This window comes from Actinokineospora sp. NBRC 105648 (genome assembly GCF_030269645.1).
Taxonomy (GTDB): Bacteria; Actinomycetota; Actinomycetes; order Mycobacteriales; family Pseudonocardiaceae; genus Actinokineospora.
Genome location: NZ_BSTR01000044.1, coordinates 46,093 through 69,157 on the forward strand (window position 1 = coordinate 46,093; position 23,065 = coordinate 69,157).

A 23,065-nucleotide genomic window follows, 5' to 3' on the forward strand; every position below is an offset into this window, starting at 1 on the left:
CGTCAGCCGATCCAGGCGGTGTAGTAGTTGGCGTAGGCCAAACCGTTGTAGGTCACGCCGTGCACCTTCGGCGACTGCAGGTAGATCCGCTGCACGATCTGGGTGAGCGGGACGAAGTAGCCCTGCTGGAGCACGTGGCCCTGCAACTGGTCGAGCAGCGGCGCGCGGGACTCCACGGTGGCGGCGCGGGCCACCCCGGTCGCCAGCTCGACCAGCTTCGGGTCGCTCTGACCGAGGCCGAACCAGTTCTCGCCCTTGTTGGCGTCGGTCAGCACACCGGCCACCGTGCCCGCGTCGATGAAGCTGCGGGTCACCTCGTAGGCGGCCACGCTGGGGCTGTTGACCTTGACCCGCTCGCCGTAGGTCACCACGTCGAAGGCCTGGATGGCGACCTTGAAGCCGATCTTCTTGAGCTGCTGGGCGACCAGCTCGTCGACCGACTTGGCGGTGGCCAGGTAGGGGTTGGCGTAGAGGGTGAGCTCGAGCGGCTTGCCGTCCTTGGCGCGCAGGCCGTCGGCGCCCCTGGCCCAGCCCGCCTCGTCGAGCAGGCCGTTGGCCTTGGCCGCGTCGAAGGCGAAGTCGGCGCTGTGGTCGGTCGAGCCGGGGACGTTGCTCTGGAAGAACGACTGCGCGGGCAGCCAGTCCTCGGTGTAGACCGTCGAGATGATCTCCTTGCGGTCGATGCCGTGCTGCAGCGCCCGCCGGACCCGCAGGTCGTCGAACGGCGCGACCTTGGTGTTCACCGCGAAGCCGTTGACGAAGCCGAGGTAGCGCGGGGTCGCGGTGGTGAAGCCCTGGGCCTTGAACGAGGCCAGCTCCTGCGGGGACGGGTTGTAGGCGACGTCGGCCTGGCCGGACTGGACCGCGGCGGTGCGCACCGAGGGCTGCGCGACGAGCTTGTAGGTGATCGTGTCCAACCGGGCCGGTCCCTGGTGGCTCAGCGCCTTGGGCGCCCAGTCGTAGTCGGCGCGCTTCTTGAGCACGACGCTGTCGCCCTGCTTCCAGGAGGCCACCACGAACGGGCCGCTGCCCAGGTCGTTGGACAGGTCGGCCTGCTGCGCGGCGGGCAGCGCGATGGTCTTCGGCGAGATCAGGATCGAACCGTGGTAGCCCAGGGTGGGGATGAAGCCGAGGGTCGGGGCGTTGAAGGTGACCTTGACCGTGGTCGCGTCGACGGCCTCGGACGCCTTGTAGGTCTTCGGGAACAGCCCGATGGGGTTGATGCCCCGGGTCGGGTCGCCCTTGGACCAGATGTCGAGGTTGGCCACGACGGCGGCGGCGTCGAGCGGCGTGCCGTCGGAGAACGTGACGCCCGAGCGCAGCTTGAGGGTGAACTGGGTGGCGTCGGTGTTCTGCTCCCAGCTCTGCGCGATCCAGGGGCTCACCGCGCCCTTCTCGTCGACGTAGACGAGCTTGTCGGTGAGGTGGCCCCAGATGTGGCCCTGGAAGCTGGAGATGGCGCTGTTGTTCGGGATCCAGGTGTCACCGAGCGAGTCGATGAGGAAGGTGACGGCGCCGCCCTGCTTGGGTTCGGCGGAGCCCCCCGAGCTCGCCGCACCGCCGGGCGCACACGCGGCCAGGCCGATGACGGCGGCCAGGCCGACGATCATCCGCGATGTGCGGCCGGGTGGACGGACTCGGCGTGAGGTCTGCACGGGGCTCTCTCCTCGAAACGGGTCGAAATGAGGTGGGGGATGGGACGAATCTAGGAGCGGCTCCCGCGCGGGGTCCAAGACGAAATGGGGATCGGATCCCATCCAGGAGTCTTATCAACGGTGGCCGCGGGCCTGGCTAGCATCGGGGCGGTGAGTACCAGTTCGCACTGGGGCACCTACCGGGTGGAGGTGTCCGCCGACGGCCGTGACGTGCTGGCCGCCCACCCCGAGGGCCCCGACGCCGCGCCCGCGATCGGCAACGTCGCCGACGGCCACCGGCACCGCTCGCGGGTGACCCGGCCGAGTGTGCGGCGCGCGTGGCTCGAACACGGGCCGGGCAAGGACTCCAGCCGCGGTGACACACCCTTCGTCGAGGTGGACTGGGACACCGCGCTCGGCCTGGTCGCGGGTGAGCTGGAGCGGGTGCGGTCGACCTTCGGCAACCAGGCCATCTTCGGCGGGTCCTACGGCTGGGGCAGCGCGGGCAGGCTGCACCACGCGCAGAGCCAGCTGCACCGGTTCCTGAACCGGATCGGCGGCTACACGCGCTCGGTCAACGACTACAGCCGGGGCGCGAGCATGGTGCTGCTGCCGCACCTGATCGGCGCGCGGGGCACGCTCGACCTGCGGCACAAACCCGTGTCCTGGGCGGACATCGCCGCGCACACGGACCTGCTGGTGAGTTTCGGCGGTGTGCGGCGGTCGAACACGTGGGTGGTGCCCGGCGGGCACGCCCGGCACGTCGGGTCGGACTTCGCCCGGGCCGTGGGGCGCACGACCGAGGTGGTGGCGCTGTCCGCCCAGCGGGACGACGCCTTCACCGACCTCGGCGCCGAGTGGGTGGGTGTCATGCCCGCCACGGACACCGCAGTCATGCTCGCCCTCGTGCACGTGCTGGTCGTGGACGGCCTAGCCGATGACGAGTTCCTCGCGAGGTACACGGTCGGCGCCGACGAGGTACGGCAGTACGTGCTGGGCTCGGTGGACGGGGTGGCCAAGACGCCGGAGTGGGCCGAGCGGATCAGCCGGACGCCCGCGGCGGTGATCCGCTCGTTGGCCCGCCGGATGGCGGCCGGTCGCACGCTGGTGAACGTCGTGTATTCGCTGCAGCGCGGCGAGCGCGGGGAACAAGCGGTGTTCGCGGCGCTGACGCTGGCGGCGTTCCTCGGCCAGATCGGCTTGCCCGGCGGCGGATTCGCGCACGGTTTCGGGTCGATGGGCGACTACGGGGTCGGGGTCGCGGGCCCGCCGTTGCCGACGTTCCCGCAGGGGCGCAACCCGGTGTCGGACTTCATCCCGTGCGCGCGGATCAGCGACCTGCTCCTGAATCCCGGCACCGAGATCCCGTACAACGGCGGTGTCGTGCGACTGCCGGAGACGCGGCTCGCGTATTGGGCGGGCGGCAACCCGTTCCACCACCACCAGGACCTCCGGCGGCTGCGCCGCGCTTTGTCCACTCTGGACACCTTCGTGGTGCACGAGACGCACTGGACGCCGACCGCCCGGCACGCGGACGTGGTCTTGCCGGTGGCGTCCACATTGGAGCGTGATGACCTGGCAGCGGGGGCGGGCGACAGCCGGTTGCGCGCTTCGCCGCGCGCGGTGCCACCTCGTGGGGAGGCCCGGGAGGAGTTCTGGATCTACACGGAGTTGGCCGCGCGACTGGGCGCGGACTTCGCCGAGGGGCTGGACTCGTCGCAGTGGTTGGAGCGGATCTACTCGACCTGGCGCGCCGCGCCTGGCTCACCGCCCGCCCCGTCATTCGCCGAGTTCTGGCGCGATGGTGGCGTCGACCTACCGCAGATCCCCTATCAGGACACGGTCTTCTCCTCGTTCCGGGAGGACCCGGTATCCCACCCGCTGGAAACCCCGAGCGGGCGGATCGAGCTGTTCTCGGCCACGGTGGCGGGCTTCGACCTGCCGGACTTCGCCGGACACGCGCAATGGCGGGAACCTTCGCAGTGGTGGGGTTCCACACTGGCGGCGGAGTTCGACCTGCACCTGTTGTGCAACCAGCCCTCGCACCGACTGCACAGCCAACTGGACATGGGCGCCGCCAGCCAGTCGACCAAGGTGGCCGGCCGGGAGGCGGTGCGCCTGAACCCCTCGGACGCGGCGGCCCGGGGACTGACGGACGGCGACGTGGCCCTTGTGCGCAGCGCCCAGGGAACCCTGCTGGCGGGCGTCGTCGTCTCCGACGCCCTGCTGCCGGGGGTGGCCCAGATGCACACCGGGGCCTGGTACGACCCGAGTGCGCCATCCGTCGCGGACTGCGTCAACGGGAACGTGAACGTCCTGACCCGGGACGTCGCCACGTCGACCTTGACCCAGGCCACCAGCGGCGCCCACGTGCTGGTGGCGGTCACCCGCTACGACGGACCGGTGCCACCGGTCCGGGCCTACGAACCGCCCGTCTTCGAGGGACAGGAAACGGGAGAACCGCTCTCACCACGGTAAGAGCGGTTCCACCACGTCGGGGGCCGATTGGGCGCGTGCAGAGCTCAACCTGCACTGGGTGCGAGGAGTACCCGCTTGCCTGCCGCGACCAGGGCGGCGTCCTCCTGGGGTGGGTGGACGCGGACGCACAGCACGTCACGCAGGTGGCGCTCCAGCCTGTTCCGGCGGGACAGCGCGGGATTGCCCAGGGCCGCGATCGCGGTCTGCACCGCCGTGACGGCGGCGCGGCCGATCGCCACCTTGATCACCGAGAGCTGGGGGACGACGGTCTCGTCCCCGGCCTCGACGCGCAGCAAAGCGCCGTGCAGCAACGTCTCCGCCTGGGCGATCTGCAGGTCGATCTCCCCCGCGACCGACTGGATGCGCTCGGTCGTGGCGATGGGGCGGCCGAGCGCGGTGGGCACGCGCGAACGGGCGAAGTCCGCGAACGCCTGCCGGGCCGCCCTCGCGACACCGATGTACAGGGCCGGGTGACCGAAGCTGCTCGGTCCGGCCGTGGCCGCCGGGTCCCGGTAGACGCCGTCGGGCCCGCGCGGGATCTCGACGAACGACCCCGCAGGCAGCTGGACCGCCTCGTAGCGGACGTCGTGGGTGTTGGAGGCGCGCAGGCCCAGGTGGTCCCAGGTGTCGTGCCAGGTGATGCCGGGCCGGTCGCCGGGGACGATCGCGTGGCCGACACGCGGGGCGTCCGGGTTCCCACCCGGTTCGTCGGCGACCGCCCACACCAGGTGGTAGGCCAGGGCCGCACCGCCGGTGGCGTAGGACTTGTGGCCGTCGAGCACCCAGCCGGACGCGCTGCGCCGGGCCGTCGTCTTCGGCAGCCCGCCGCGGGCCGGGGCGCCCAGTTCCGGCTCCGCCCGGATGGCGTTGACCGGTGCCGGGCCCGCGATCGAGCGCTCCAGCAGGTCGTCGTAGAGGGCCGCTGGCCAGTGCGCGTTGACGGCCTGGGCCGTGTGCGCCATCAGCGTGTTCGCCGCGATCAAGGCCACCGACGGATCGCCCTCGCCGAGTGCGGTGAGGATGCGGGCGGTGTCCCGCGGGCCTGCTTCCGCTCCGCCATAACGCTTTCCGACGGTGGCGGTGAGCAGGCCCGCGCGGTGCGCGGCGGCGAGACCACGCACCGGCACGGCGCCGCTCTGGTCGTACTCCGCCGCGGTCTCGGCGATCTCGGCCGTGACCGCCGCGAGCGCGTCGTCGGTGAGGTCCGGGACGGGGAGGCCGAGGACAGGGGTGCTCGTCACGCCTGGCCCGCCGTGGCGTAGCGGCGGTACGGCTCGGCGTAGTTGCCGAGGTGCTCGGCCTGGAGCGTGCCGCGCGTGCCGGTCGCCGCGCGGTGGGCGAGTTCCTGGCGCACCAGGGGAAGCACGTGCTTGCCGTAGTCCACGGCGTCGGCGAGCGTGTCGTAGCCCCGGATGCTCACCAGGTCGGCGCCGCGGTCGACGTAGTCGAGGATCGCGGCCGCGACCGTCTCCGGCGAGCCCACCAGCGCGGTGGAGGCACCACCGGCGTTGGTGACCGCGGCGGTCCGGGTCCACAGCGCCCGGTCGTAGAGGTCGGCCTTCTCCGCGAACGAGAGTGCCCGCTGCGAGCCGACGTTCTGCGGCGAGCCCTTCTGCACCAGGCTCTGCTTGCCGTAGGCGGACTTGGCGAAGGTGTCGGCGATCTTGGCGACGTACTCGTGGGCCTTCTGCCAGGCCAGCTCGTCGGTCTTGGCGATGATCGGGCGGAAGGTCACCCAGATGCGCGGCAGCGTGGTGCGGCCCGCGGCCCCGGCGATCGCGTGGACGCGCTCGATCTCGGCGCGCAGGTCGTCGAGCGGCTCGCCCCAGAAGCTGAAGATGTCGGCCTTCTCGCCGCCGACCTGGAACGCCTCGTCCGACTGGCCGCCGATGGAGATCGGGATGGGGCCTGCGTACGGCGCGAAGCCGGGGCCGAAGTCGTCGAACTTGTAGAACTCGCCCTCGTGGCTGAACGGCGCCGGCTCGGTCCAGGCGCGCCGCAGCACGTCGATGTACTCCGAGGTGCGCGCGTAGCGGCGGTCCTTGGGCAGGTAGTCGCCGTGCCGGGCCTGCTCGGCGTCGCTGCCGCCGGAGATCAGGTGGACCACCGCCCGGCCCTCGGTGAGCTGGTCGAGGGTCGCGAGCTTCTGGGCGCCGACCTGCGGGATGGTCGTGTTCGGGCGCAGCGCGACGATCGGCCTGAGGTGCTCGGTGAGCTGGCCGACGGCCGCGGCGGTGACGAACGAGTCCGCGGAGTTGGAGCCGTAGGGCAGCAGCGTGTAGTCGTACCCGCCCTCCTCCAGGGATCGGACGTAGGTGCGGAAGTACGCCAGGTCGATCCCCCGGCTCGGGACCGGGTTCAGCTCGGTCGACGGGTTCAGGTGCGACAGGCTGATGAACTCGACCACGGGCGAGGCGGTCTCCGGGATCTTCTGGTCGAAAGCAGGTGCGCTGGTCACCGCTCGAACGTATGGCGCGGCCCGGGCGGGCGTCCAAGACAAGAGCGCGATGGGTTCCGATAGGTCCGCGTTATCGACGGGGTCAGGCACTGTTGTCGACGGGGTCAGGCACGGTGTCCACGGGGTCAGGCGCTGTGATCGACTGGTCAGGCCCCCTGGGCGACGGTGTCCGCGGCGGGCACGAGCTGCAGGTGCGGGCGCTGGGCGAAGAACTCCACCCCGGCCGAGAGCGCGGTCTGCTCCACCTCGGACGCCAGGCCCCGGCGGGCGACCATCCGCAGGTGGGTCGTGCCCGCGTCGGGCAGCTCGCCGCAGACGGTCAGGCCCGGCGGGCGGCTGCCCGTGCTCGGCAGCAGCGCGACACCGAGACCGGCACGGACACCGGCGAGGACGCCCTCCAGCGTCGTCGACTGCGCGGTGACCTCGACGTGGCGCCCCTCGCCGGTCAGGATCGAGAGCGCCCGCTCGCGCAGGCCGCACGGCTCCTCGAAGGCGATCAGCGGCCAGGTCTCTCCCGGCCCGGGCGGCTGCCAGCCGCGCGCGGTGTACCAGACCAGCGGCAACCGCCCGACCAGGTGCCCGGGGCCCTGCCCGCCCGGGTCGAGCACGAAGGCGAAGTCGACCGTGCCCTTGCCGACGGACTCGGCCAGCTGGGTCGACCGGCCGATCTCGAAGCGGGTCGCGCAGTCGGGGAACGCGGCCTGCAGCGCCCGGATCATCTCCGGCAGGATCTGCCCCGCGCTGTGCTCGGTGGAGCCGACCACGATCGTCTGACTGGGCCGCGCCTGCAACCTGCGCAGCGACGCGTCGTGGACCTCGACGATCCGCCGCGCCTCGGCCAGTACCCGCTCACCCTCGTGGGTGAGGCGCATGTTGCGCCCGTCCCGCTCGAACAGCTTGCGCTTGAGCCCACGCTCGAGGAGCCGCACGTGCTGGCTCAGCGCCGGCTGGCTGATGTGGCGCACCGCGGCGGCCTTGCTGAACCCGCCGCACTCGGCGATCGCGACGAGCGTGCGCAAGTGTTCCAGGTCGAGCGAGTTCGTCATGTCCCGATTAGAGCTGATCGAGCCACCATCCCATATGCCTGACCGGCATGTGAGAACGCGGGCCGAGGCCCTTGCCAACCCATAACCCCTGCGCATGGGATGTGATCGCGAAAGGCTCTTGGACACGCCCACCCACCCCGGGCGATGGTGGACTCGGAGCGGAAGGAGCACAAGATGAGTCGTCCCACCGAGGTCACCCGAGATCCACGCACAACGGACACGGCACTCGCGGGCCTCCCCCAGGACCTCGACCAGGGCGTCCTGCGCGCCGCCTTCGGCGCCTTCCCAACCGGCGTCGTCGCCGTCGCCGCACGCGTGGACAACCAGGTGGTCGGCATCGCCGCCAGCTCGTTCACCTCGGTGTCCCTGGACCCACCCCTGGTCTCCTTCGCCATCAGCACCACATCCCGAACCTGGCCCGCACTACGCCGCGCAGACCACCTGGGCGTGACTGTGCTGGCCGACCACCACGACCGAGTCGCCCGCCAACTCGCAGGCCCGGCCGACACCCGCTTCGCCAACCTCGACACCACCACCGACGACAACGGCGCAGTAACCCTGCCCGACGGTGTCGCTTGGTTCGACACCACGATCCACCACCAGGTAGAGGCAGGCGACCACACCATCGTCCTACTCCGCCTGCACGCGGTAGCGCACGTCGAACACAAAAGACCACTGGTCTTCCACCGAAGCGGATTCGGCCTACACCGCCCCACCTGACCCCACGGCCCACGGCCATAGTCCACAGTGGAGCCTCCCCACCAGCCCCACCCACAAACTCAACTGAATCCCACCCCCACCAAACCGCAGCGGAAAGGCCGACCCCGCTGGAACGCAAGTCCCGCTACGAATGCTCGATCTAGTGGACTCGCTTCGTGTGGGGGGAGAGTGCCGCTAAACTTGCCGTGGGTGGGGATGCCCTTCCCTGCCCTTTGCTCTCCACCGCGGTGCTCCAGGGGCCCCACACGAAGCGAGTTCACTAGATCGAGCCCCCTATCTTTTCCTCGGGCAACCCATGTCTACAAGCCACCCGTGGCGTCGACCCCAGGGCAGCACATCCCATGAGCTGCCCGAGCAAGAGCGGGGCTCGATTGGCTGGACTGCCTTCGCGCGGGGCCCCTAGAGCACCGCGGTGGGGAAAAAGCGTGGAGTGAAGGGCATCCCCACCACACGGCAAGTTTAGCGGTGCTCTCCCCCCACACGAAGGCAGTCCACCCAATCGAGCACAAACGTAACGGGTCTTGCGTACCAGCGGGCTCGGCATTTAGAGATTGAGAGATTCAGAGATTTAGGGCTCTCTCCAGAGGCGTCTACGCCGGCTCGGGCACCGTGTTCAGTTCGGGCAGGATGGTCACCAGGTCGTTGTCGTCCAGTGAGCGGGCCGGGGTTCGCTGGGCCACCGCACGCCCGATCCGTGCCAATACCGCTGCGTTGACCGGTGCCTCGTGTCCGTGGAGTCGGGCCAGTAGGACGATCTCGCCGTTCAGGAACTCCGATTCCACGGTGGCGCCCCTGACCAGGCTCTGCCACGTGGAGTGTCCGATGCGTTCGTGGCCGGGGATTGGCTGGGACACGAATCCCGAGAGGTCCTGCGTGCTCTCCTCCGCCACGTTCGCAGCCCGGATGCCGGCCGCCGCGAGCACTTCCCGGGCCTCCTGTCGGACGAGTTCGCCCGCCCGGGTGCGCAAGGGTGAGTCGGGGTAGAGCGCGTCCAGGGCGTTGGGCAGGATCGAGATCAGCTTGCCCGCCTTGAAGGACACGATGTCGGGCACGATCTCGAAACCCAGGTTGGACTCGGTGAAGTCGGTCGCGATCGTGTCGAGGCGGGGGTCTGTGCCGGTTGGGTACTTGCCTGCCCAGAAGACGCCCGCGATCGGTGCGGCCGGTGAGATGACCTCGCCAGGGGCTACGTGCGTGGCGGGGGACCATGACACAGCACCGAACACTGTGCTGAAGCGGCGCAGGGCACTTCGTTCGCTGTCGAGTCCATTTTGGAGTGTCAGGACCGGGAGCTCGGTAGCCGCGACGCCGGTGCCGACCGGTTGCCAGGCCCAGGCCGCGAGTGCCGTGTCGGCGTCCTGGGTCTTGGTGGCCAGGACGAGCACGTCGTCCGGCCGCAGTTCCAGTTCGGCGGGCTCGCCGACCACCGGCAGTTGCAACGTCGTTGTGCCGTCCGGGCGGATGTAGCGCAGGCCGGTCTCGCGCAGGGCGGCGAGGTGTGCGCCGCGGGCGACCAGTACGACTTCGCGGCCGGTCAGGTGCAGTTCGGCGGCTGTGGTGGCGCCGACCGCGCCTGCGCCGATGACCACGTAGCGGGTCACAGTGCCTCCACGCGTTCGATGGTGGGGAGGTCGGAGCCGAGTCGCAAGCGTTCCAGGAAGCGGACGACCACGGCGGCGGCTGTGCGGTGGGTCTGGTTGTTGAGTGCGTCGTGGGCGGTGTCGGCGAGGCTGATCAGTTCGCCATGCGGCAGCCGGCCGTACCAATCGCGCACATCATCCACTGTGGACAGTGTGTCGGCTGCGCCGTGCACGCCGAGCACCGGAACCGGGATGGCCGTCGGGTTGGCGCGCTCGATCCAGTCCGCGGGCGGGGCCGTCCACAGGGCACCGCGCTGGAACTCGGAGTCGTCGGTGAGCCGGGCCCGGTGGGTCGGGCAGGTGGTGCGGGCTTCCAGTTCCGCGTCCCAGTCCTGCTCGACCTGGGACGCCTGGCCGACCGGCAGGCCCGCCAAGACGAGGCCCTGCACGGTGACACTGCGCTCCGCGACGAGCAGGGCCGCGAACAGGGCGCCGGTGTCGGAGCCGAGCAGCACGTGCGGGGCGGCCTCGTCGGCGAGCAGGGCCTTGACGGTCGCGGTGGCGGCGGCCGGGTCGCCGGTCGGGTCGTCGAGGACGTGCACCCGGTAGGCGTCGAAGCTCAGCCGCAGGCCGAGGCGCTGGTAGACGGCGGCGTCCTCGCCGCGGCCGGGCAGCACCACGACGGTCGCGCGGGCGGCCAGGTGGGGCGGGATGTCGTATGTGGCGGTCACGAGGGCTCCGTAGTGGGTGGGCAGGGCACGCGAGGGCGGCAGTGGCGAAACTATGGGCACGGGTCCGCGCGGGTCCAATGCGCGTTCGTGATGGTGAGCCATCACGAATCGTCATCACTGGAACCGGCCGTCACTGGATGGCCTTGCCGGGGTTGAGGATCCCGGCCGGGTCGAACACGGCCTTGACCCGCCGGTGCAGGTCGAGCACCGGTTCGCCCAGCTCGGCGGCGAGCCAGGGGCGTTTGAGCACGCCGACGCCGTGCTCGCCGGTGAGCGTGCCGCCCACCGCGAGGGCCTGGTCGAAGATCGCGGCGACGGCCCGCTCGACCTGCTCGGGTGGGGCGCTGTCGGCGAGCACGATCGGGTGCAGGTTCCCGTCCCCGGCGTGCGCGAACACGAAGATCCGCACGCCGGTGCGCGCCGCGATCGCCGCCACCGCGGTGACCGTCTCGGCGAGTCGCGAGCGGGGCACCGCGATGTCCTCGATCAGCACCCGGCCGTGCCGCTCGATGGCCGGGAGCGCGGCCCGGCGGGTCGCCACCAGCCGGTCCGCCGTGGCCGGGTCGGTGGTGGCCTCGAAGGCGGTGGCCAGCGGCCGGATCAGGCGTTCGGCCGCGGCCAGTTCGGCCTCGGCGCCGTAGCCGTCGGTCTGCAGGAGCAGGAAGACCTCGCCCCGGGTGTGCAGGTCGCTGCCCTGCGCCTCGTCGATCGCGACGAGGGTGGCCTGGTCGATCAGCTCCGCGGTGGACGGCCGCAACCCGTTGCGCTGCAACAAGGTTATCGCCGCGACGGCGTCCTCGGCGGTGGCGAAGAAGACGCCTGCCGTGGCGGTCGAGACTGGCAGCGGGGACAGCCGCAGGGTGGCGCCGACGATCACCCCGAGCGTGCCCTCGGAGCCGACCAGCAGGCTGGTGAGGTCGTACCCGGTGACGCCCTTGATCGTGCGGCGGCCGGTGCTGATCAGGCTGCCGTCACCCAGGACCGCGTCCACGGCGAGCACGGCGTCGCGGGTCACCCCGTACTTCACGCACCGCAGGCCGCCCGCGTTGGTGGCGATGTTCCCGCCGATGGTGGAGATCGCGGCGCTCGCCGGGTCAGGGGCGTACCGCAGGCCGTGCGTGCCCGCCGCGTCGTCGAGGTCGGCGGTGACCACGCCGGGCTCGACCACCGCGATCGCCTCGTCGGGGCGGATCTCCACGATCCGGTCGAGGCCGGACAGGTCGAGCACGATCGAGCCCGCGCCCGCGATCGCGCCACCGGCCACCCCGGTACCGGCGCCGCGCGGCACGACCGGTACGCCGTGGGTGGCGGCGTGCGCGACGGTGCGCTGGACGTCGTCGACGCTGCGAGCGAAGACGACCAGATCAGGGAGTCCGTCGGGGATCGCGCCCGAGCGGTCGAGCGAGACCCTGGTCAACTCGTCGGGATCGGTGGACCAGGCGGCGAGGTCGTCGGTCAGCGCGGCGAGGCTCACCGGGCACCGGTCGCGGCCGGGCGGTCGGGGTCGCTGGACCACTGGGACCACGAACCCGGGTAGAGGGCCGCATCGATGCCCGCGATCCGCAGCGCGGCGATCGTGTGCGCGGCGGTGACGCCGGAGCCGCAGTACACCGCGACCTGGTCCCCCGGCCGCGCGCCGAGTGCGGCGAACCGCTCGCGCAGCGCGTCGGCGGGCAGGAAGGTGCCGTCGTCGGCCAGGTTCTCGCTGGTGGGGGCACTGATCGCGCCGGGGATGTGGCCCGCGCGCGGGTCCACCGGCTCGACCTCCCCGCGGTACCGCTCCCCCGCGCGGGCGTCGAGCAGCACGCCGGGCCAAGTGGCGGCCTCGTCGATGTCGATGGTCGGGAGTTCGCCGTCGGTGAGGGTCGCGTTGCCGGGCTCAGGGGTGACCTCGCCGGTCTCCAGCGCGTGGCCCGCGGCCGTCCAGGCAGCGAGCCCGCCGTCGAGCAGCCGCACGTCCCGCAGCCCCGCGTTGCGCAGCAGCCACCACGCCCGACCCGCCGCGAGGTTGCCCGCGGCGTCGTAGACCACGACCGTGTCGCCGTCGTTGATCCCCCAGGCGCGGACGGCCTCCTGCAAGACGGCGCGGGTGGGCAGCGGGTGGCGGCCGTCGCCCGGACCGGGGTGGGCGGCCAGGGTCGACTCCAGGTCGACGTAGACCGCGCCCGGGATGTGGCCCGCGGCGTGGGCGGGTCGACCATCCGGCGCGCCCAGGCTCCAGCGGACGTCGAGCAGGCGGGTGTCGGCGATCCGGGCGTGCAGCTCCGGTGCGGAAATGGTGACGGTCACGCCGAAATCGTAGGGGCAAGCGCACCCCGGGCACCCCTCGGAATCTCCGATGGGCATAGATCGGCGATCGTGATCCACCCCGGTCCGCCTGGTGGAACCGGCGCGCCCACCCGGTGGAGCGCTGCCAGAATGGACAGTCCCCGGACAGTGGAGGACGTGTGAGCGCGGAACCGTTGCGGAAGCTGGGCTTCCTCACCATCGGGTTGTTCGACCCGGCCGACCCGCGCGCCGGGCACGAGACCACGCTCGAGGTCATCGAGCTGGGCGAACGGCTCGGGTTCGACAGCGCGTGGGTCCGCCACCGGCACCTGCAGTACGGCATCTCCTCGCCGGTGGCCGTGCTCGCCGCGGCCAGCCAGCGCACCAGCCGCATCCACCTCGGCACCGCCGTGATCCCGCTGGGCTGGGAAAACCCGCTGCGGCTGGCCGAGGACCTGGCCACAGTGGACATCCTCGCCGGCGGCCGGTTGAACCCGGGCGTCAGCGTCGGCCCGCCGATGAACTACGACGAGGTGAAGGACGCGCTGTACCCGGACACCGCCGACGTCGAGGACTTCAGCCACACCCGGGTCCGCAGGCTGCTCGACCTGGTGCGCGGCGAACGGGCGTCGACCTTCAGCGGTACCAAGGGTTTCGAGGCCTTCTCCGACCGCGTGCAGCCGCACTCCCCCGGCCTCGGCAGCAGGCTGTGGTACGGCGGCGGCAGCCTCGGCTCGGCACGCCGGGCCGGTGAGAGCGGGATGAACCTGCTGACCAGCAGCGTGGTGCAGGCGGAGGAGTCGGAGGACTTCGCGGAGATCCAGCTGTCCCACATCCGGGAGTTCCGCGCCCACCACCCCGACGGCGACAAGGCCCGCGTCTCGCAGGGCCTCGTGGTGATCCCGACCGACTCGGCGACCGCCGAGCAGCGGGCGAAGTACCTGGCGTACGCCGAAAGCCGCACACCGCGCACCACCACGCCCCAGGGCCCGCGCCGGATGATGTTCGCGCCGGACATCGTGGGCACCTCGGCGGAGATCGCGGACCGGCTGCACGCGCACGCGGCGTTCCGCGAGGTCTCGGAGGTCGCCTTCGCGCTCCCGTTCGCCTTCGACCGCGCGGACTACGTCCAGATCCTCACCGACATCGCCACCCACCTCGGCCCCGCCCTGGGCTGGCAACCCACGACCTGACGAGGGCTAGCGGTCGGCGGTGGCGTCGGCCAGCACGGCCGCTATCTCCACGCGCGATCCCACGCGCAGCTTCTGCAGCACCGCGGCGACGTGCAGCTCCACCGTGCGGACGGACAGCCCGAGGCTGGACGCGATCTCCCGGTTGCTGCGGCTCGCCGCGGCCAGACCCGCGACCTCACGCTCGCGCGGCGAGAGTCGGTCGCCGTAGGCGGGGCGACCGCGTTTGCGGGTGGGCAAGGCCTGATGGGCGCGCAGCACGTCGTGGCAATGCCGTACCCGGACGGTCGCGCCGAGCTCGACGAAGACCGCCTCGGCGTCGCGCACGAGGTGTACGCCGTCCTGGCCCGCCGCCAGCGCGCACTCCCCGTGCCCGAGTCGGGCCCGGGCCCACCAGAACCGGCGGGGCATCGCCGCGAACGCCGCCTCCGCCTCGGCGTACCCGGCCAGTGCCGCGTCGAGGTCGCCCCGCCGGTGACCGAGCACGGCGCGGCCCAGGACGAGGGCCGCGTCCGCCGCAGGGCAGTCCAGGTCGCGCACACCCTCCGCGTGCTCCTCGAGCAGGTCCTCGGCGGCACCGAACCGGTCCACCCGGCACAGCAGGTCGACCGCCACCGGGGTCACCTCCGCGGCCCAGACCCACATGCCGGTGCGCCGGACGACCTCCAACGCCGCGTCCAGCTCCGGCACCGGTTCGGCGCGGATCGGCCCGCGGTGGCGCGACTCGGCGACGAGGACGTACGCGGCGGCAGCCACCGGTGGCGCGGGCGGCGTGCCCGCGACCAAACCCCGCAGCAGGCGCAGGGCGTCGGCGGAGTCCCCCGCCTCCGCCGCGAGCGCGCCCGCGACCAGCCGGTACCCGGCCGCGATCCGCGGCAGCTCGACGTGGTCGGCGGCCGCGGCCCGCTCGCGCAGGCCCTGCCAGTCGCCGCGCAGCCAGTCGAGCAGCACGTCGTTCGCGCCCAGGTGCTCCTCGGTGAACGGCGCCGCGAACTCCCGGGCCAGCTCGCGGCCGCGCACCATGTCGTCCCCGGCCCGCCGGTAGTGGCCCAGCCAGCAGGCGGCCTCGGCGAAGTTGAAGCAGGCCCGCACCAGGTGCTGCCCGCGCTCGAAGTCCGCGGGCGTCGCCAGGACCTCCTCGGCCAGCGACCACGCCTCGGGCCTGCCGCACTCCAGCAGGGCGGAGGCCTTGTTGACCAGGAACGCGAACCGGGCGACCGGGTCGACGAGGGTCTCGGCCAGCGCGTCCGCCTCGCGCAGCCAGCGCAGGCCGACCCGCACGTGCTGGTGGCAGGCGTTCGTGCTGGCCAAGCAGGACATCACCCGGGCGGCGAGGTCGGGCCTGGACGCGCGCAGCTCACCGACGGCCGCCTCGAGCTCGCGGTAACCCGCGGCCGCGTCGCCCGCCTGGTTGACCAGCAGCAGGCCCAGGTCCTTGCGCAGCTCGCCGCGGACCTCGACGGGCAGCCCGACGGTGGCCAGCAGCCCGCGCAGCACCTGCTCGGTCACGGCGAAGTCCAGGCCGTAGAGGGCGACCGGGCCCAGCTTGACCGCCAGCCGCCGGCGCTCGGCGAGGTCGTCGGTGGTGTCGAGCAGCTCCCGCAGCGCGGCGAGCGCGGCGCCGGTGTCGCCCACCACGATCGCCCGGTCCACGCCAGCCTCGACGCTGCGGCGCCAGGCCGCGTGCTCACCCGCGGCCTTGAGGTGGTGGCCGACGCGCATGTGCCGCGGCTCCCCCGGCGCCGCCTGCAGGACGGCGGCGGCCCGGCGGTGCAGGTTGCGCAGCGCGCTGGGTGTCAGAGTGCGGATGACGGCGTGGCCAGCGAGGTCGTGCGTGCAGCGGTAGCGCCCGTCGGACTCCTGGAGCAGCCTGGACACGACGAGCCGATCCAGCGCGTCCTCACCCACTTCGGGGCGGACCTCGGCGACCGCGCACAGCTCGGCGGCGGCCGTGGGCACCCCGAGCACCGCCGCCGCGGTGACCAGTCCGCGGGCGGCACCGTCCAGCGGCGCCAACCTGCCGCCGATCAGTTCGAGGTACCCGTCCGAGACGTAGTTGTCGGCTGAGCTGTCGCCGGTCAGGGTCTCCCACGGGGCGGCGCCGGGCCCGGCGCGCTCGATCGCGGCCCGCACCACCTCCTCGATCGCGAACGGGAGCCCTCCGGTCAACCGCAGCAGGGCGGCCGCGGGCGCGGGCCCGGTGGAGCGCGCCACCGCGTGCGCCATCGCCGCCGTCTCGGTGATCGACAGCGGCTCCAGCCGGACCACGCCGGTGGCCACCCCGGAGCGCGGCGGGGTGATCCCCCAGGACCGCTCACCCGGGCGGTGGCTCAGCACCAGCGCGAGGTCGGGCGGCAGGTGGCCGACCAGGAACCGGAGGAACTCCACGGTCGCGTCGTCGGTCCAGTGGAAGTCGTCGAGGACGAGCACCGCCGGACCGGCGAGCGCCAGCAGGTGCCGCAGCGCGCGGTAGCGGCGGTGCCGCTCCATCCTCGGGTCGTCCGGCGGCGCGGCGGGGGCGGGCAGCCGGGGACCCAGCTCCGGCAGCAGCGGGACCAGGGCGCCGAGGACGGGGTCCGGCTGGTCGGTCCAGGGCACGGAGTCGTCCGAGAGCAGGGCGTCGACCAGCGGGGCCAGCGGCAGCGGCTCGCGCAGCGACTGGCAGGTGCCGACGAGCTTGCGGCGGCCGCGCAGGGCCGGGTGGGCCAGCAGCTCCTCGATCAGCCGGGTCTTGCCGACCCCGGCGTCGCCCACGACCCGCACCACCGCGGGTGGGCCCGCCACCAGGTCCAGCAGCGCCCGGACCTCGTCGGCGCGCCCGACGAGGGGGGTGACCGCCTGTGCCATGCCCGTCCTCCAGCGCGTGGCCGCCATCCGTAGGCGAACACTGTCGCTCACTCCGCCGTTCGGGGCAATGTCGCAGGTGGGCGCGGTGCGGGGGGTGGATCACCGGCGCGCCGGGTGGACCACCGAGGAAATACCTCGTGGCTGACTGTCCGGTCCTACCTGGAAAAATACCCGGACTACCTGGTAAATATTCCCGCACCGAAGCGCAAATCAACCCTGCGGGCCATTGTTAATGATGCCCTGACGTCAAGTGAACCGAACCTTGACGGCCCCTATTTTCCGTGGATAACCTGGCAATCGTTCCGGCCGGCGTCCCCCATCTCCATTCTGGCCGGAATTGAAAAACCCCTGTCGACCTGGACGGCGGCGGAAGCGAACGCCGACCGCCGTTTCCGGTGAATCGCCCCCACAAGGGACATGGCCGAACCGGACTTCCCCCGCCGTTCACGTCGACAGCCATTTCCCGCGGTGTCCCCCGCACGCTCCGCGTGCGGTTCCCCTGCATCCGTGAGCGCCTGCTCCGGGAAGGTTTCCGATGTCATCGAAAACCCTGCGCTACGCCGTCACGCTGGTGACGGCCGGGGCGCTCTGCGTCATGCTGGACTCCTCGAGCTCGGCCGCGCCGGGAGCGGGCGCGGCGTGCGCCGCCCAGGCCGACGCGCTCGCCGAGGGACTGCCGAGCTGCGTCTCCGCGGCGGTGGCGCTCGACCGGCTGCCCGCGGTCGGCGAGTCGGCCACGGTGCGCGTCGCCCTCGGTGCCAAGACCCGGGTGGACGGCGCCCGCCTCACCCTCCGGCTGCCCGCGAGCCTGCGGCTGGAGACCGGCGGCACCGGCCTCTCGGCGCCGCGGCCGGTCGGCCTCGACCAGGTCGCGGAGCAGACCTTCGCCCTCACCACGACGGGCCGCTCGGTCAGCGTGCGCGTCACCGCCCTCGCCGCCGGGCCCGCGCAGATCCAGGCCGACGTCGCGGGCGCGGACGACAAGCACGCCGCGCACGCCTCGACCGAGTTCACCGTCGGCGCCACCCCCGGCACCTCGCGCTCGGGCCTCGGCGGCACCAGCGGCCCGGCCGTCACCCGGATCCCGGCCAGGGTGGCCACCAATGGGAAGGCGGCGCCGCTGGCCGCGCAGGCCCCCGCCGCCGCGGCGGCCGCGGGCCAGATCTGCGCCACCGGTTACCTCAGCGTCTCCGACAAGACCGGCGCCTGGATCGCGGCGCGCAACGTCCCGGTGTACGTGCAGGGCAAGACCACGTCCGCAGCGGCCACCGTGACCTACCAGAGCGGCCTCACCAACTACCAGACCGGCGGCTACTCGCTCTGCTTCACCGCGCCGGTCACCCAGATGTACTCGGTGTGGGTGAGCTTCTCGACCGCGGGCTCCCTGTGGCAGGTCACCGACCTGGCGGGCACGTCGGCCTACACGACCTACACCGCCGCGAAGGGCAACGTCGCCTCCGGGGCGACCCTCGACTTCGGCACGATCGCGCCGCCGAGCACGCAGATGCGCGGCTGGCACGCCTTCGACACGCTCAACCTGCTCTGGTACGTCCGGGCGTCGGGCACCAACTGCTGGACCTCGCGGCAGACCAGCGGCTGCACCAAGATCTCCCTGCGCTGGCAGCCGGGCAGCACCGAGGGCGCCCGGTTCAACAACTCGGTCCCCCAGGCCCAGCGCTACGTGCTGCTCGGTGACGCCGACCCCGACTCCGAGCACCTGGTCCTGCACGAGAGCGGCCACGCCTTCATGGACCAGCTCTACAACGGCTACTGGCCCACCTCCGACTGCCCGAGCCCGCACTACCTGCACGCCCGCACCGGCCCGAAGTGCGCGTGGACCGAGGGCTTCGCCAACGCCATCGCCGGCTACACCAAGGGCGACGGCCGCTACTACTGGGCCGACGGCGGCACCATCGACCTGATGACCACCGCGTGGTTCGACTCGTCCAAGCCCGCAGGCCGGACCAACGTGGAGAACGGCGACCAGGTCGAGTGCCGGGTCGCGGGGTCGCTCATCGACCTGTGGCGCAAGGTCGACAACGGCCCGGCAAGCACGTTCAGCAGCATGGTCGCCTACCGGTCGGACACCTTCAGCCACTGGTTCAAGACCGTCCGCCCGGCCCGGGGCCTCAGCGTCACCGCCTCGACCCGCAACCTCGTCTACACCCACACGATCGACTACCGAACCAGCTGACCTAGCCCACACCGATCCGCGAACGGCCCGCTCCCCGGTGAGCGGGCCGTTCGCGATGGGTGGGGCAGCGGTCTCGTTCGGGTGATGGACGCAGACCACAGTGGAGTCCGCGACGAAACTCAACACACCTGGATGTTCACCGAGCCGGGTGCCAGGCCCGAGAACTCAGGAGAACCTGATGTCCTTGTTCATCCGCGTGGTCGCCGCGGCCGGTCTGGCCGTCAACTCCTACCTGCACTTCAGCGTCGCGGGGGACTACGACGCGAACACCGCCACGATCAGCCAGGGCACCGTCTTCCGGATCGAGGCGGGCGTCGCCGCGCTGGCCGCGGTCCTGATCCTGCTCACTGCCCACCGGGCGGCCGCGGCGTTCGCGCTGCTGGTCTCGATCGGGTCGCTGGCCGCGGTCCTGCTCTACCGCTACGTCGATCTAGGCGCCCTGGGCCCGCTGCCGAACATGTACGAACCCACCTGGTACACCGAGAAGACCCTCAGCGCCATCGCCGAAGCGGTGGCCGCGCTCGCCGCCGCGCTCGCGCTCGTCCGCCGCCGCGCGCGCCCTGCGGTCACCGCGGGCGCGCAGGGCCGCCACGCGGGCTGAGCCCACGATGGGGTGGAATGCCATGGCTCTGGGCTGATCATGGGGAAAGGTTGTGAGCACAGCGTTTCCTCGTCGACGAAGGGTGCTCATGAGTACGGTTTCCCGGATCCTGGCCGGTCTGCTCCTCGCGGGTGGCGTGGTAGTCCAAACAGCTCCGATCGCTGCCGCGGCGCGGGGCACGTTCGTCTACTACGACGCCGACGGCGGCGCCGGCATGGTCGATCCACGCGACGGGGTGTGCTACCCGCTGGGTCACACCCTGCGCCGAATAGAGAACAACACCGACCGGTCCGCCGCGCTCTACACCAGCACGAACTGCCGTGGTCCGGTGTTGACGGTGATGGCACCGTACTCCTCAGTGGACGCGCCCGGTCAGGCATCGGTGCTCTTGCAGCGCAAGAAACCGCGCTGCCTCTCGCTCACCCGGCCGCTGGGCACGCTGCTGACGCCCCGCACCAGCTCGACCTGCCAACGCTGAACCAGCAGCCGGTCGGCGGCTTTGGCGCACAACAGATCCCCGGGGCGCGCGAAATCCACCAGCGGTCGGCGACTCCGGGCGCACCCCGGTCGGCGTGGCGGGCCGGGGTGCGCCTCCGTAGGGTCTGACCTCATGGTCTGGGGTCTGGTGGCGGCGTTGTCGGCGGCGGTTTGCTACGGCGTCGCGGCGGTGATGCAGGCGCTCGCGGCGCGCTCGGCGGTGGACACCGACGGCGGCGTCGACCCCCGGCTACTGGTCCGGCTGCTGGGCCAGTGGCGGTTCGTGGTGGGCCTCGGCCTCGACGTGGTGGGCTTCGTGCTGCAGATCCTGGCGCTGCGGGTGCTGCCGCTGTTCCTGGTGCAGGCGTCCCTGGCGGCGAGCCTCGCGGTGACCGCGGTCCTGGCGACCTGGCTGGTCGGCGCGGTGCTGGGGTGGCGCGAGTGGGTCGCGGTGGCGGTGGTGTGCCTGGGGCTGACGGTGCTCGGCGTATCCGCCGAGGGCGGCGAGAGCGCGGTTGAGGTCGGCCTCGGGTTCCACTGGTCGCTGGTCGCGGCCGCCGCCCTGCTCGGGCTGCTGGGCATGGCCGCGGGACGGCTGCCCGACCGGGCCAGGACGCCGCTGCTGGGGTTGGTGGCGGGCCTGGCGTTCGGTCTGGTGGCGATCGCCAGCCGGGTGCTCAGCGGGGTGGGCGCGACCGACCTGGTGTCCGACCCGGCCGCCTACGCGGTCCCGGTCGCGGGCGTGCTGGCCTTCCTGTTCTACGCCTCGGCCCTGCAGCGCGGTGGTGTGACGGCGGCGACGGCGATGATGGTGATCGGCGAGACCGTGGTCCCGGCACTGGTCGGGACCACCATGCTCGGCGACGAGACCCGCCCCGGCTTCGCCCCGGTAGCGGTGGCGGGCTTCGTCGTCGCGGTGGCGGGCGCGGTAGCCCTCGCCCGCTTCGGCGAGGTTGGCGCGGAACCTGCCGAGGGGAAACCCGAGTAGCACCGCGCCGACTCACCCGGGTGGACCGCGCCCGACAGGTTCAGCAGCCGGCAACCACCCCGCTGCCGCCAACACCAAGCCTTGCTCCAGGCGACGGTGGGAAGCGTGCGAGGTAATGCAGGGCGCGCTGCCAAGGATCGTGGGCGAACTGGTGCCGGGCCCGGTACGGATACCGTTCGCACAGCAGGGTCAAGTCCCGCTCGACCCGCCGCGGCTGGTAGCGCTTGCCAGGTTCAGTGGCTCGCGTGACCGCCAGCAGCTCAGCGTGTGGTGTCCACCCGTCGTGGTCGAATGCCCATTCGCCGTCCGTGACGTAGATGTGGAGCGGGCTTTCGTCGTCGTGCGCCCACAGGCCGACCGGGTGGAACTCGCTGTCCGGATGAGTTTCCAGGAATGCGAACGCCAGGATGTGGCAGGCGCCTGCGGCGAAGAACGCTTGGTCCGCGCGGTTCCAGGACAACCACTGATCCGCGCGCTCCTGCGGAGTACGCCGGAACAACGCACTCGGCCGATAGACCACTTGCCCCTCCTGACCATCGCTCAGGGTGTCAGGACGATCTTCCCGTGGGCGTGGCCGGTCTCGCTCAGCGCGTGCGCGGCGGCCGCGTTCGACAGCGGGAACACGGCGGCGATCGGGATGGTGAACCGACCTTCGTCGGCGAGAGCCGCGGCGGCGGCCAAGCCGTGTGGTGCGGGCGGGTCTGCGTGCTGACCCGCTGACTGGGACAGGTGGACGCCGTGCTCAGCGGCGTTGAGGTCCGCGATGGTCACGACCCGTTCCGGGCTGCCCGCGATCTCCACCAGGTCCGGCAGTGAACCGGATCCAGCGCAGTCGAGGACCAGGTCCACCCCGCCGAGGGCCTCAACCCGCTCGCGCAGCCCAGGGCCGTAGCGAGTCGGTGTTGCCCCGAGTCCGGCGACGAAGTCCTGGGTGCCCGCCCCCGCCGTCCCGATCACCGTCGCGCCGCGGGCCACCGCGAGTTGGATGGCCACGGTGCCGACCCCACCCGCAGCGCCCTCGATCAGCAGTGTCGTGGCGGGACCCACGCCAAGCCGGTCGAGTGCGCGGGTCGCGGTCTCGACGTTCCCGGCGGCGCCACCGGCCTGTTCCCAGCTCAACGAATCCGGTTTCCGCGCCCAAGTCGCCAACACCGCGTACTCCGCGTTCGCACCACCCAGCCCGGCGAGCTCGACGATGCCGAACACCGCGTCCCCCACCTGGACCCCGGCAACCCCCGCGCCGACCTCGTCCACCACGCCCGCGGCGTCCATGCCGAGCACGTGCGGCAACGGCAGCGGAATCCAGTCCCGGAACCGACCAGAGCGCAGGTAGGTGTCGGCGGGGGTGACTCCGGAAGCCCGGACGGCCACCCGGACCTGCCCCGGGCCTGCGTGCGGCTCGGGAACGTCGACCACACCCAGCACACTCGTGGGGCCGTAGGCGGAGAATCGCAGTGCTCGCATGGCATCCGACGCTAGTGGAACAGGCCATCCACCTGGCTGAAGTGAGAGCGGTGACCAACCGTTTGACTCACACCCCGCGCTCCGACGCACAGAACAACCGCAAGCACGTCCTCACCGCGCCCGGAAACCGACACTGGCTCGCTCACCGAACCAATCCCCCAAACCAAAGCAACCCGAGGGCTCAAGACTTCGTCATGGACAACCTGATCCCCACCATGTCCCCATGCTCTTGCCCTTAATCTCTTAGTCTCTAAATGCCGCACCCGCTGGTACGCAAGACCCGTTACGTTTGTGCTCGATTGGGTGGACTGCCTTCGTGTGGGGGGAGAGCACCGCTAAACTTGCCGTGTGGTGGGGATGCCCTTCACCCGCCCTTTTTTCACCACCGC

General features: G+C 71.8%; 19 protein-coding genes. 8 read left to right on the forward strand and 11 right to left on the reverse strand.

The window, feature by feature from the left end; all coding sequences use genetic code 11:
* Nucleotides 1-2: 2 nt before the first annotated feature.
* Entirely contained in the window at nt 3-1,655 is a 1,653-nt protein-coding gene (locus tag QSK30_RS28685; protein ID WP_285507521.1) for an ABC transporter substrate-binding protein, read from the reverse strand.
* 150 nt (nt 1,656-1,805) lie between these two features.
* On the opposite strand from QSK30_RS28685, the gene QSK30_RS28690 reads away from it, so the two are divergent.
* Nucleotides 1,806-4,112: a molybdopterin-dependent oxidoreductase gene (locus tag QSK30_RS28690; protein WP_285507523.1), complete on the forward strand. Its 2,307-nt coding sequence runs from the start codon at nt 1,806-1,808 to the stop codon at nt 4,110-4,112.
* A gap of 44 nt (nt 4,113-4,156) precedes the next feature.
* Here QSK30_RS28690 and QSK30_RS28695 read toward each other — a convergent pair whose 3' ends face one another.
* The 3 genes from QSK30_RS28695 to QSK30_RS28705 all read right to left on the reverse strand — a co-directional run bounded on the left by QSK30_RS28695 (nt 4,157) and on the right by QSK30_RS28705 (nt 7,616).
* Nucleotides 4,157-5,353 (reverse strand): acyl-CoA dehydrogenase family protein, encoded by a 1,197-nt coding sequence (locus tag QSK30_RS28695; protein WP_285507524.1) that lies wholly within the window; start codon nt 5,351-5,353, stop codon nt 4,157-4,159.
* Nucleotides 5,350-6,570: an LLM class flavin-dependent oxidoreductase gene (locus QSK30_RS28700; RefSeq protein ID WP_285507525.1), complete on the reverse strand. Its 1,221-nt coding sequence runs from the start codon at nt 6,568-6,570 to the stop codon at nt 5,350-5,352. Before QSK30_RS28700 ends, QSK30_RS28695 begins: the two co-directional genes overlap by 4 nt.
* A gap of 146 nt (nt 6,571-6,716) precedes the next feature.
* Complete coding sequence (locus QSK30_RS28705) at nt 6,717-7,616, reverse strand: LysR family transcriptional regulator (RefSeq protein ID WP_285507526.1); 900 nt, start codon at nt 7,614-7,616, stop codon at nt 6,717-6,719.
* A 174-nt stretch (nt 7,617-7,790) separates the two neighbouring features.
* Here QSK30_RS28705 and QSK30_RS28710 point away from each other — a divergent pair, with 174 nt between their 5' ends.
* Nucleotides 7,791-8,336, forward strand: a complete 546-nt coding sequence (locus QSK30_RS28710) for a flavin reductase family protein (RefSeq protein WP_285507527.1) — start codon at nt 7,791-7,793, stop codon at nt 8,334-8,336.
* A 590-nt stretch (nt 8,337-8,926) separates the two neighbouring features.
* Here the strand turns inward: QSK30_RS28710 and QSK30_RS28715 are convergent.
* The 4 genes from QSK30_RS28715 to QSK30_RS28730 form a co-directional block, all read right to left on the reverse strand.
* The gene (locus tag QSK30_RS28715) at nt 8,927-9,937 is read right to left on the reverse strand and encodes a ketopantoate reductase family protein (protein ID WP_285507529.1); all 1,011 of its coding nucleotides are present in this window, start codon (nt 9,935-9,937) and stop codon (nt 8,927-8,929) included.
* Nucleotides 9,934-10,647, reverse strand: a complete 714-nt coding sequence (locus tag QSK30_RS28720; protein WP_285507531.1) for an alpha/beta hydrolase — start codon at nt 10,645-10,647, stop codon at nt 9,934-9,936. The genes QSK30_RS28715 and QSK30_RS28720 overlap by 4 nt, the downstream gene beginning before the upstream one ends.
* 130 nt (nt 10,648-10,777) lie before the next feature.
* Nucleotides 10,778-12,121 carry an FAD-binding oxidoreductase gene (locus tag QSK30_RS28725; protein WP_285507538.1) on the reverse strand — a complete coding sequence of 448 codons (1,344 nt, stop codon included), beginning with the start codon at nt 12,119-12,121 and terminating at the stop codon, nt 10,778-10,780.
* Nucleotides 12,118-12,936 (reverse strand): sulfurtransferase, encoded by an 819-nt coding sequence (locus QSK30_RS28730; RefSeq protein WP_285507540.1) that lies wholly within the window; start codon nt 12,934-12,936, stop codon nt 12,118-12,120. Before QSK30_RS28730 ends, QSK30_RS28725 begins: the two co-directional genes overlap by 4 nt.
* Nucleotides 12,937-13,094: 158 nt before the next feature.
* Between QSK30_RS28730 and QSK30_RS28735 the strand changes: the two genes are divergently transcribed.
* Entirely contained in the window at nt 13,095-14,108 is a 1,014-nt protein-coding gene (locus QSK30_RS28735; protein ID WP_285507542.1) for an LLM class flavin-dependent oxidoreductase, read from the forward strand.
* Between the two features lie 6 nt (nt 14,109-14,114).
* On the opposite strand, the gene QSK30_RS28740 is transcribed toward QSK30_RS28735, so the two are convergent.
* Nucleotides 14,115-16,952 carry an ATP-binding protein gene (locus tag QSK30_RS28740; protein WP_285507544.1) on the reverse strand — a complete coding sequence of 946 codons (2,838 nt, stop codon included), beginning with the start codon at nt 16,950-16,952 and terminating at the stop codon, nt 14,115-14,117.
* Between the two features lie 114 nt (nt 16,953-17,066).
* On the opposite strand from QSK30_RS28740, the gene QSK30_RS28745 reads away from it, so the two are divergent.
* The 5 genes from QSK30_RS28745 (at nt 17,067) to QSK30_RS28765 (ending at nt 21,212) form a co-directional block, all read left to right on the forward strand.
* Complete coding sequence (locus QSK30_RS28745) at nt 17,067-17,351, forward strand: hypothetical protein (RefSeq protein WP_285507546.1); 285 nt, start codon at nt 17,067-17,069, stop codon at nt 17,349-17,351.
* Nucleotides 17,352-17,487: 136 nt separating this feature from the next.
* Nucleotides 17,488-19,146, forward strand: coding sequence for a hypothetical protein (locus QSK30_RS28750; RefSeq protein ID WP_285507548.1), 1,659 nt, complete (start codon nt 17,488-17,490; stop codon nt 19,144-19,146).
* Nucleotides 19,147-19,324: 178 nt separating this feature from the next.
* Nucleotides 19,325-19,747 carry a hypothetical protein gene (locus tag QSK30_RS28755; protein ID WP_285507550.1) on the forward strand — a complete coding sequence of 141 codons (423 nt, stop codon included), beginning with the start codon at nt 19,325-19,327 and terminating at the stop codon, nt 19,745-19,747.
* 88 nt (nt 19,748-19,835) lie between these two features.
* Nucleotides 19,836-20,225 (forward strand): hypothetical protein, encoded by a 390-nt coding sequence (locus QSK30_RS28760; protein WP_285507552.1) that lies wholly within the window; start codon nt 19,836-19,838, stop codon nt 20,223-20,225.
* A gap of 132 nt (nt 20,226-20,357) precedes the next feature.
* Nucleotides 20,358-21,212, forward strand: a complete 855-nt coding sequence (locus QSK30_RS28765; protein WP_285507554.1) for a DMT family protein — start codon at nt 20,358-20,360, stop codon at nt 21,210-21,212.
* A 40-nt stretch (nt 21,213-21,252) separates the two neighbouring features.
* Here the strand turns inward: QSK30_RS28765 and QSK30_RS28770 are convergent, their stop codons facing one another.
* On the reverse strand, nt 21,253-21,732 hold the full coding sequence (locus QSK30_RS28770; protein WP_285507556.1) for a hypothetical protein: 480 nt from the start codon (nt 21,730-21,732) through the stop codon (nt 21,253-21,255).
* Between the two features lie 20 nt (nt 21,733-21,752).
* Nucleotides 21,753-22,676, reverse strand: a complete 924-nt coding sequence (locus tag QSK30_RS28775; RefSeq protein ID WP_285507558.1) for an NADP-dependent oxidoreductase — start codon at nt 22,674-22,676, stop codon at nt 21,753-21,755.
* Between the last annotated feature and the right edge of the window lie 389 nt (nt 22,677-23,065).

Bases quoted from the DNA above. Each gene is read 5' to 3' on its own strand.
- QSK30_RS28705 (WP_285507526.1), bottom strand. From the start codon at position 7,616: ATGACGAACTCGCTCGACCTGGAACACTTGCGCACGCTCGTCGCGATC.
- QSK30_RS28710 (WP_285507527.1), top strand. From the start codon at position 7,791: ATGAGTCGTCCCACCGAGGTCACCCGAGATCCACGCACAACGGACACG.
- QSK30_RS28740 (WP_285507544.1), bottom strand. From the start codon at position 16,952: ATGGCACAGGCGGTCACCCCCCTCGTCGGGCGCGCCGACGAGGTCCGG.
- QSK30_RS28750 (WP_285507548.1), top strand. From the start codon at position 17,488: ATGTCATCGAAAACCCTGCGCTACGCCGTCACGCTGGTGACGGCCGGG.
- QSK30_RS28755 (WP_285507550.1), top strand. From the start codon at position 19,325: ATGTCCTTGTTCATCCGCGTGGTCGCCGCGGCCGGTCTGGCCGTCAAC.
- QSK30_RS28760 (WP_285507552.1), top strand. From the start codon at position 19,836: ATGAGTACGGTTTCCCGGATCCTGGCCGGTCTGCTCCTCGCGGGTGGC.
- QSK30_RS28765 (WP_285507554.1), top strand. From the start codon at position 20,358: ATGGTCTGGGGTCTGGTGGCGGCGTTGTCGGCGGCGGTTTGCTACGGC.
- QSK30_RS28775 (WP_285507558.1), bottom strand. From the start codon at position 22,676: ATGCGAGCACTGCGATTCTCCGCCTACGGCCCCACGAGTGTGCTGGGT.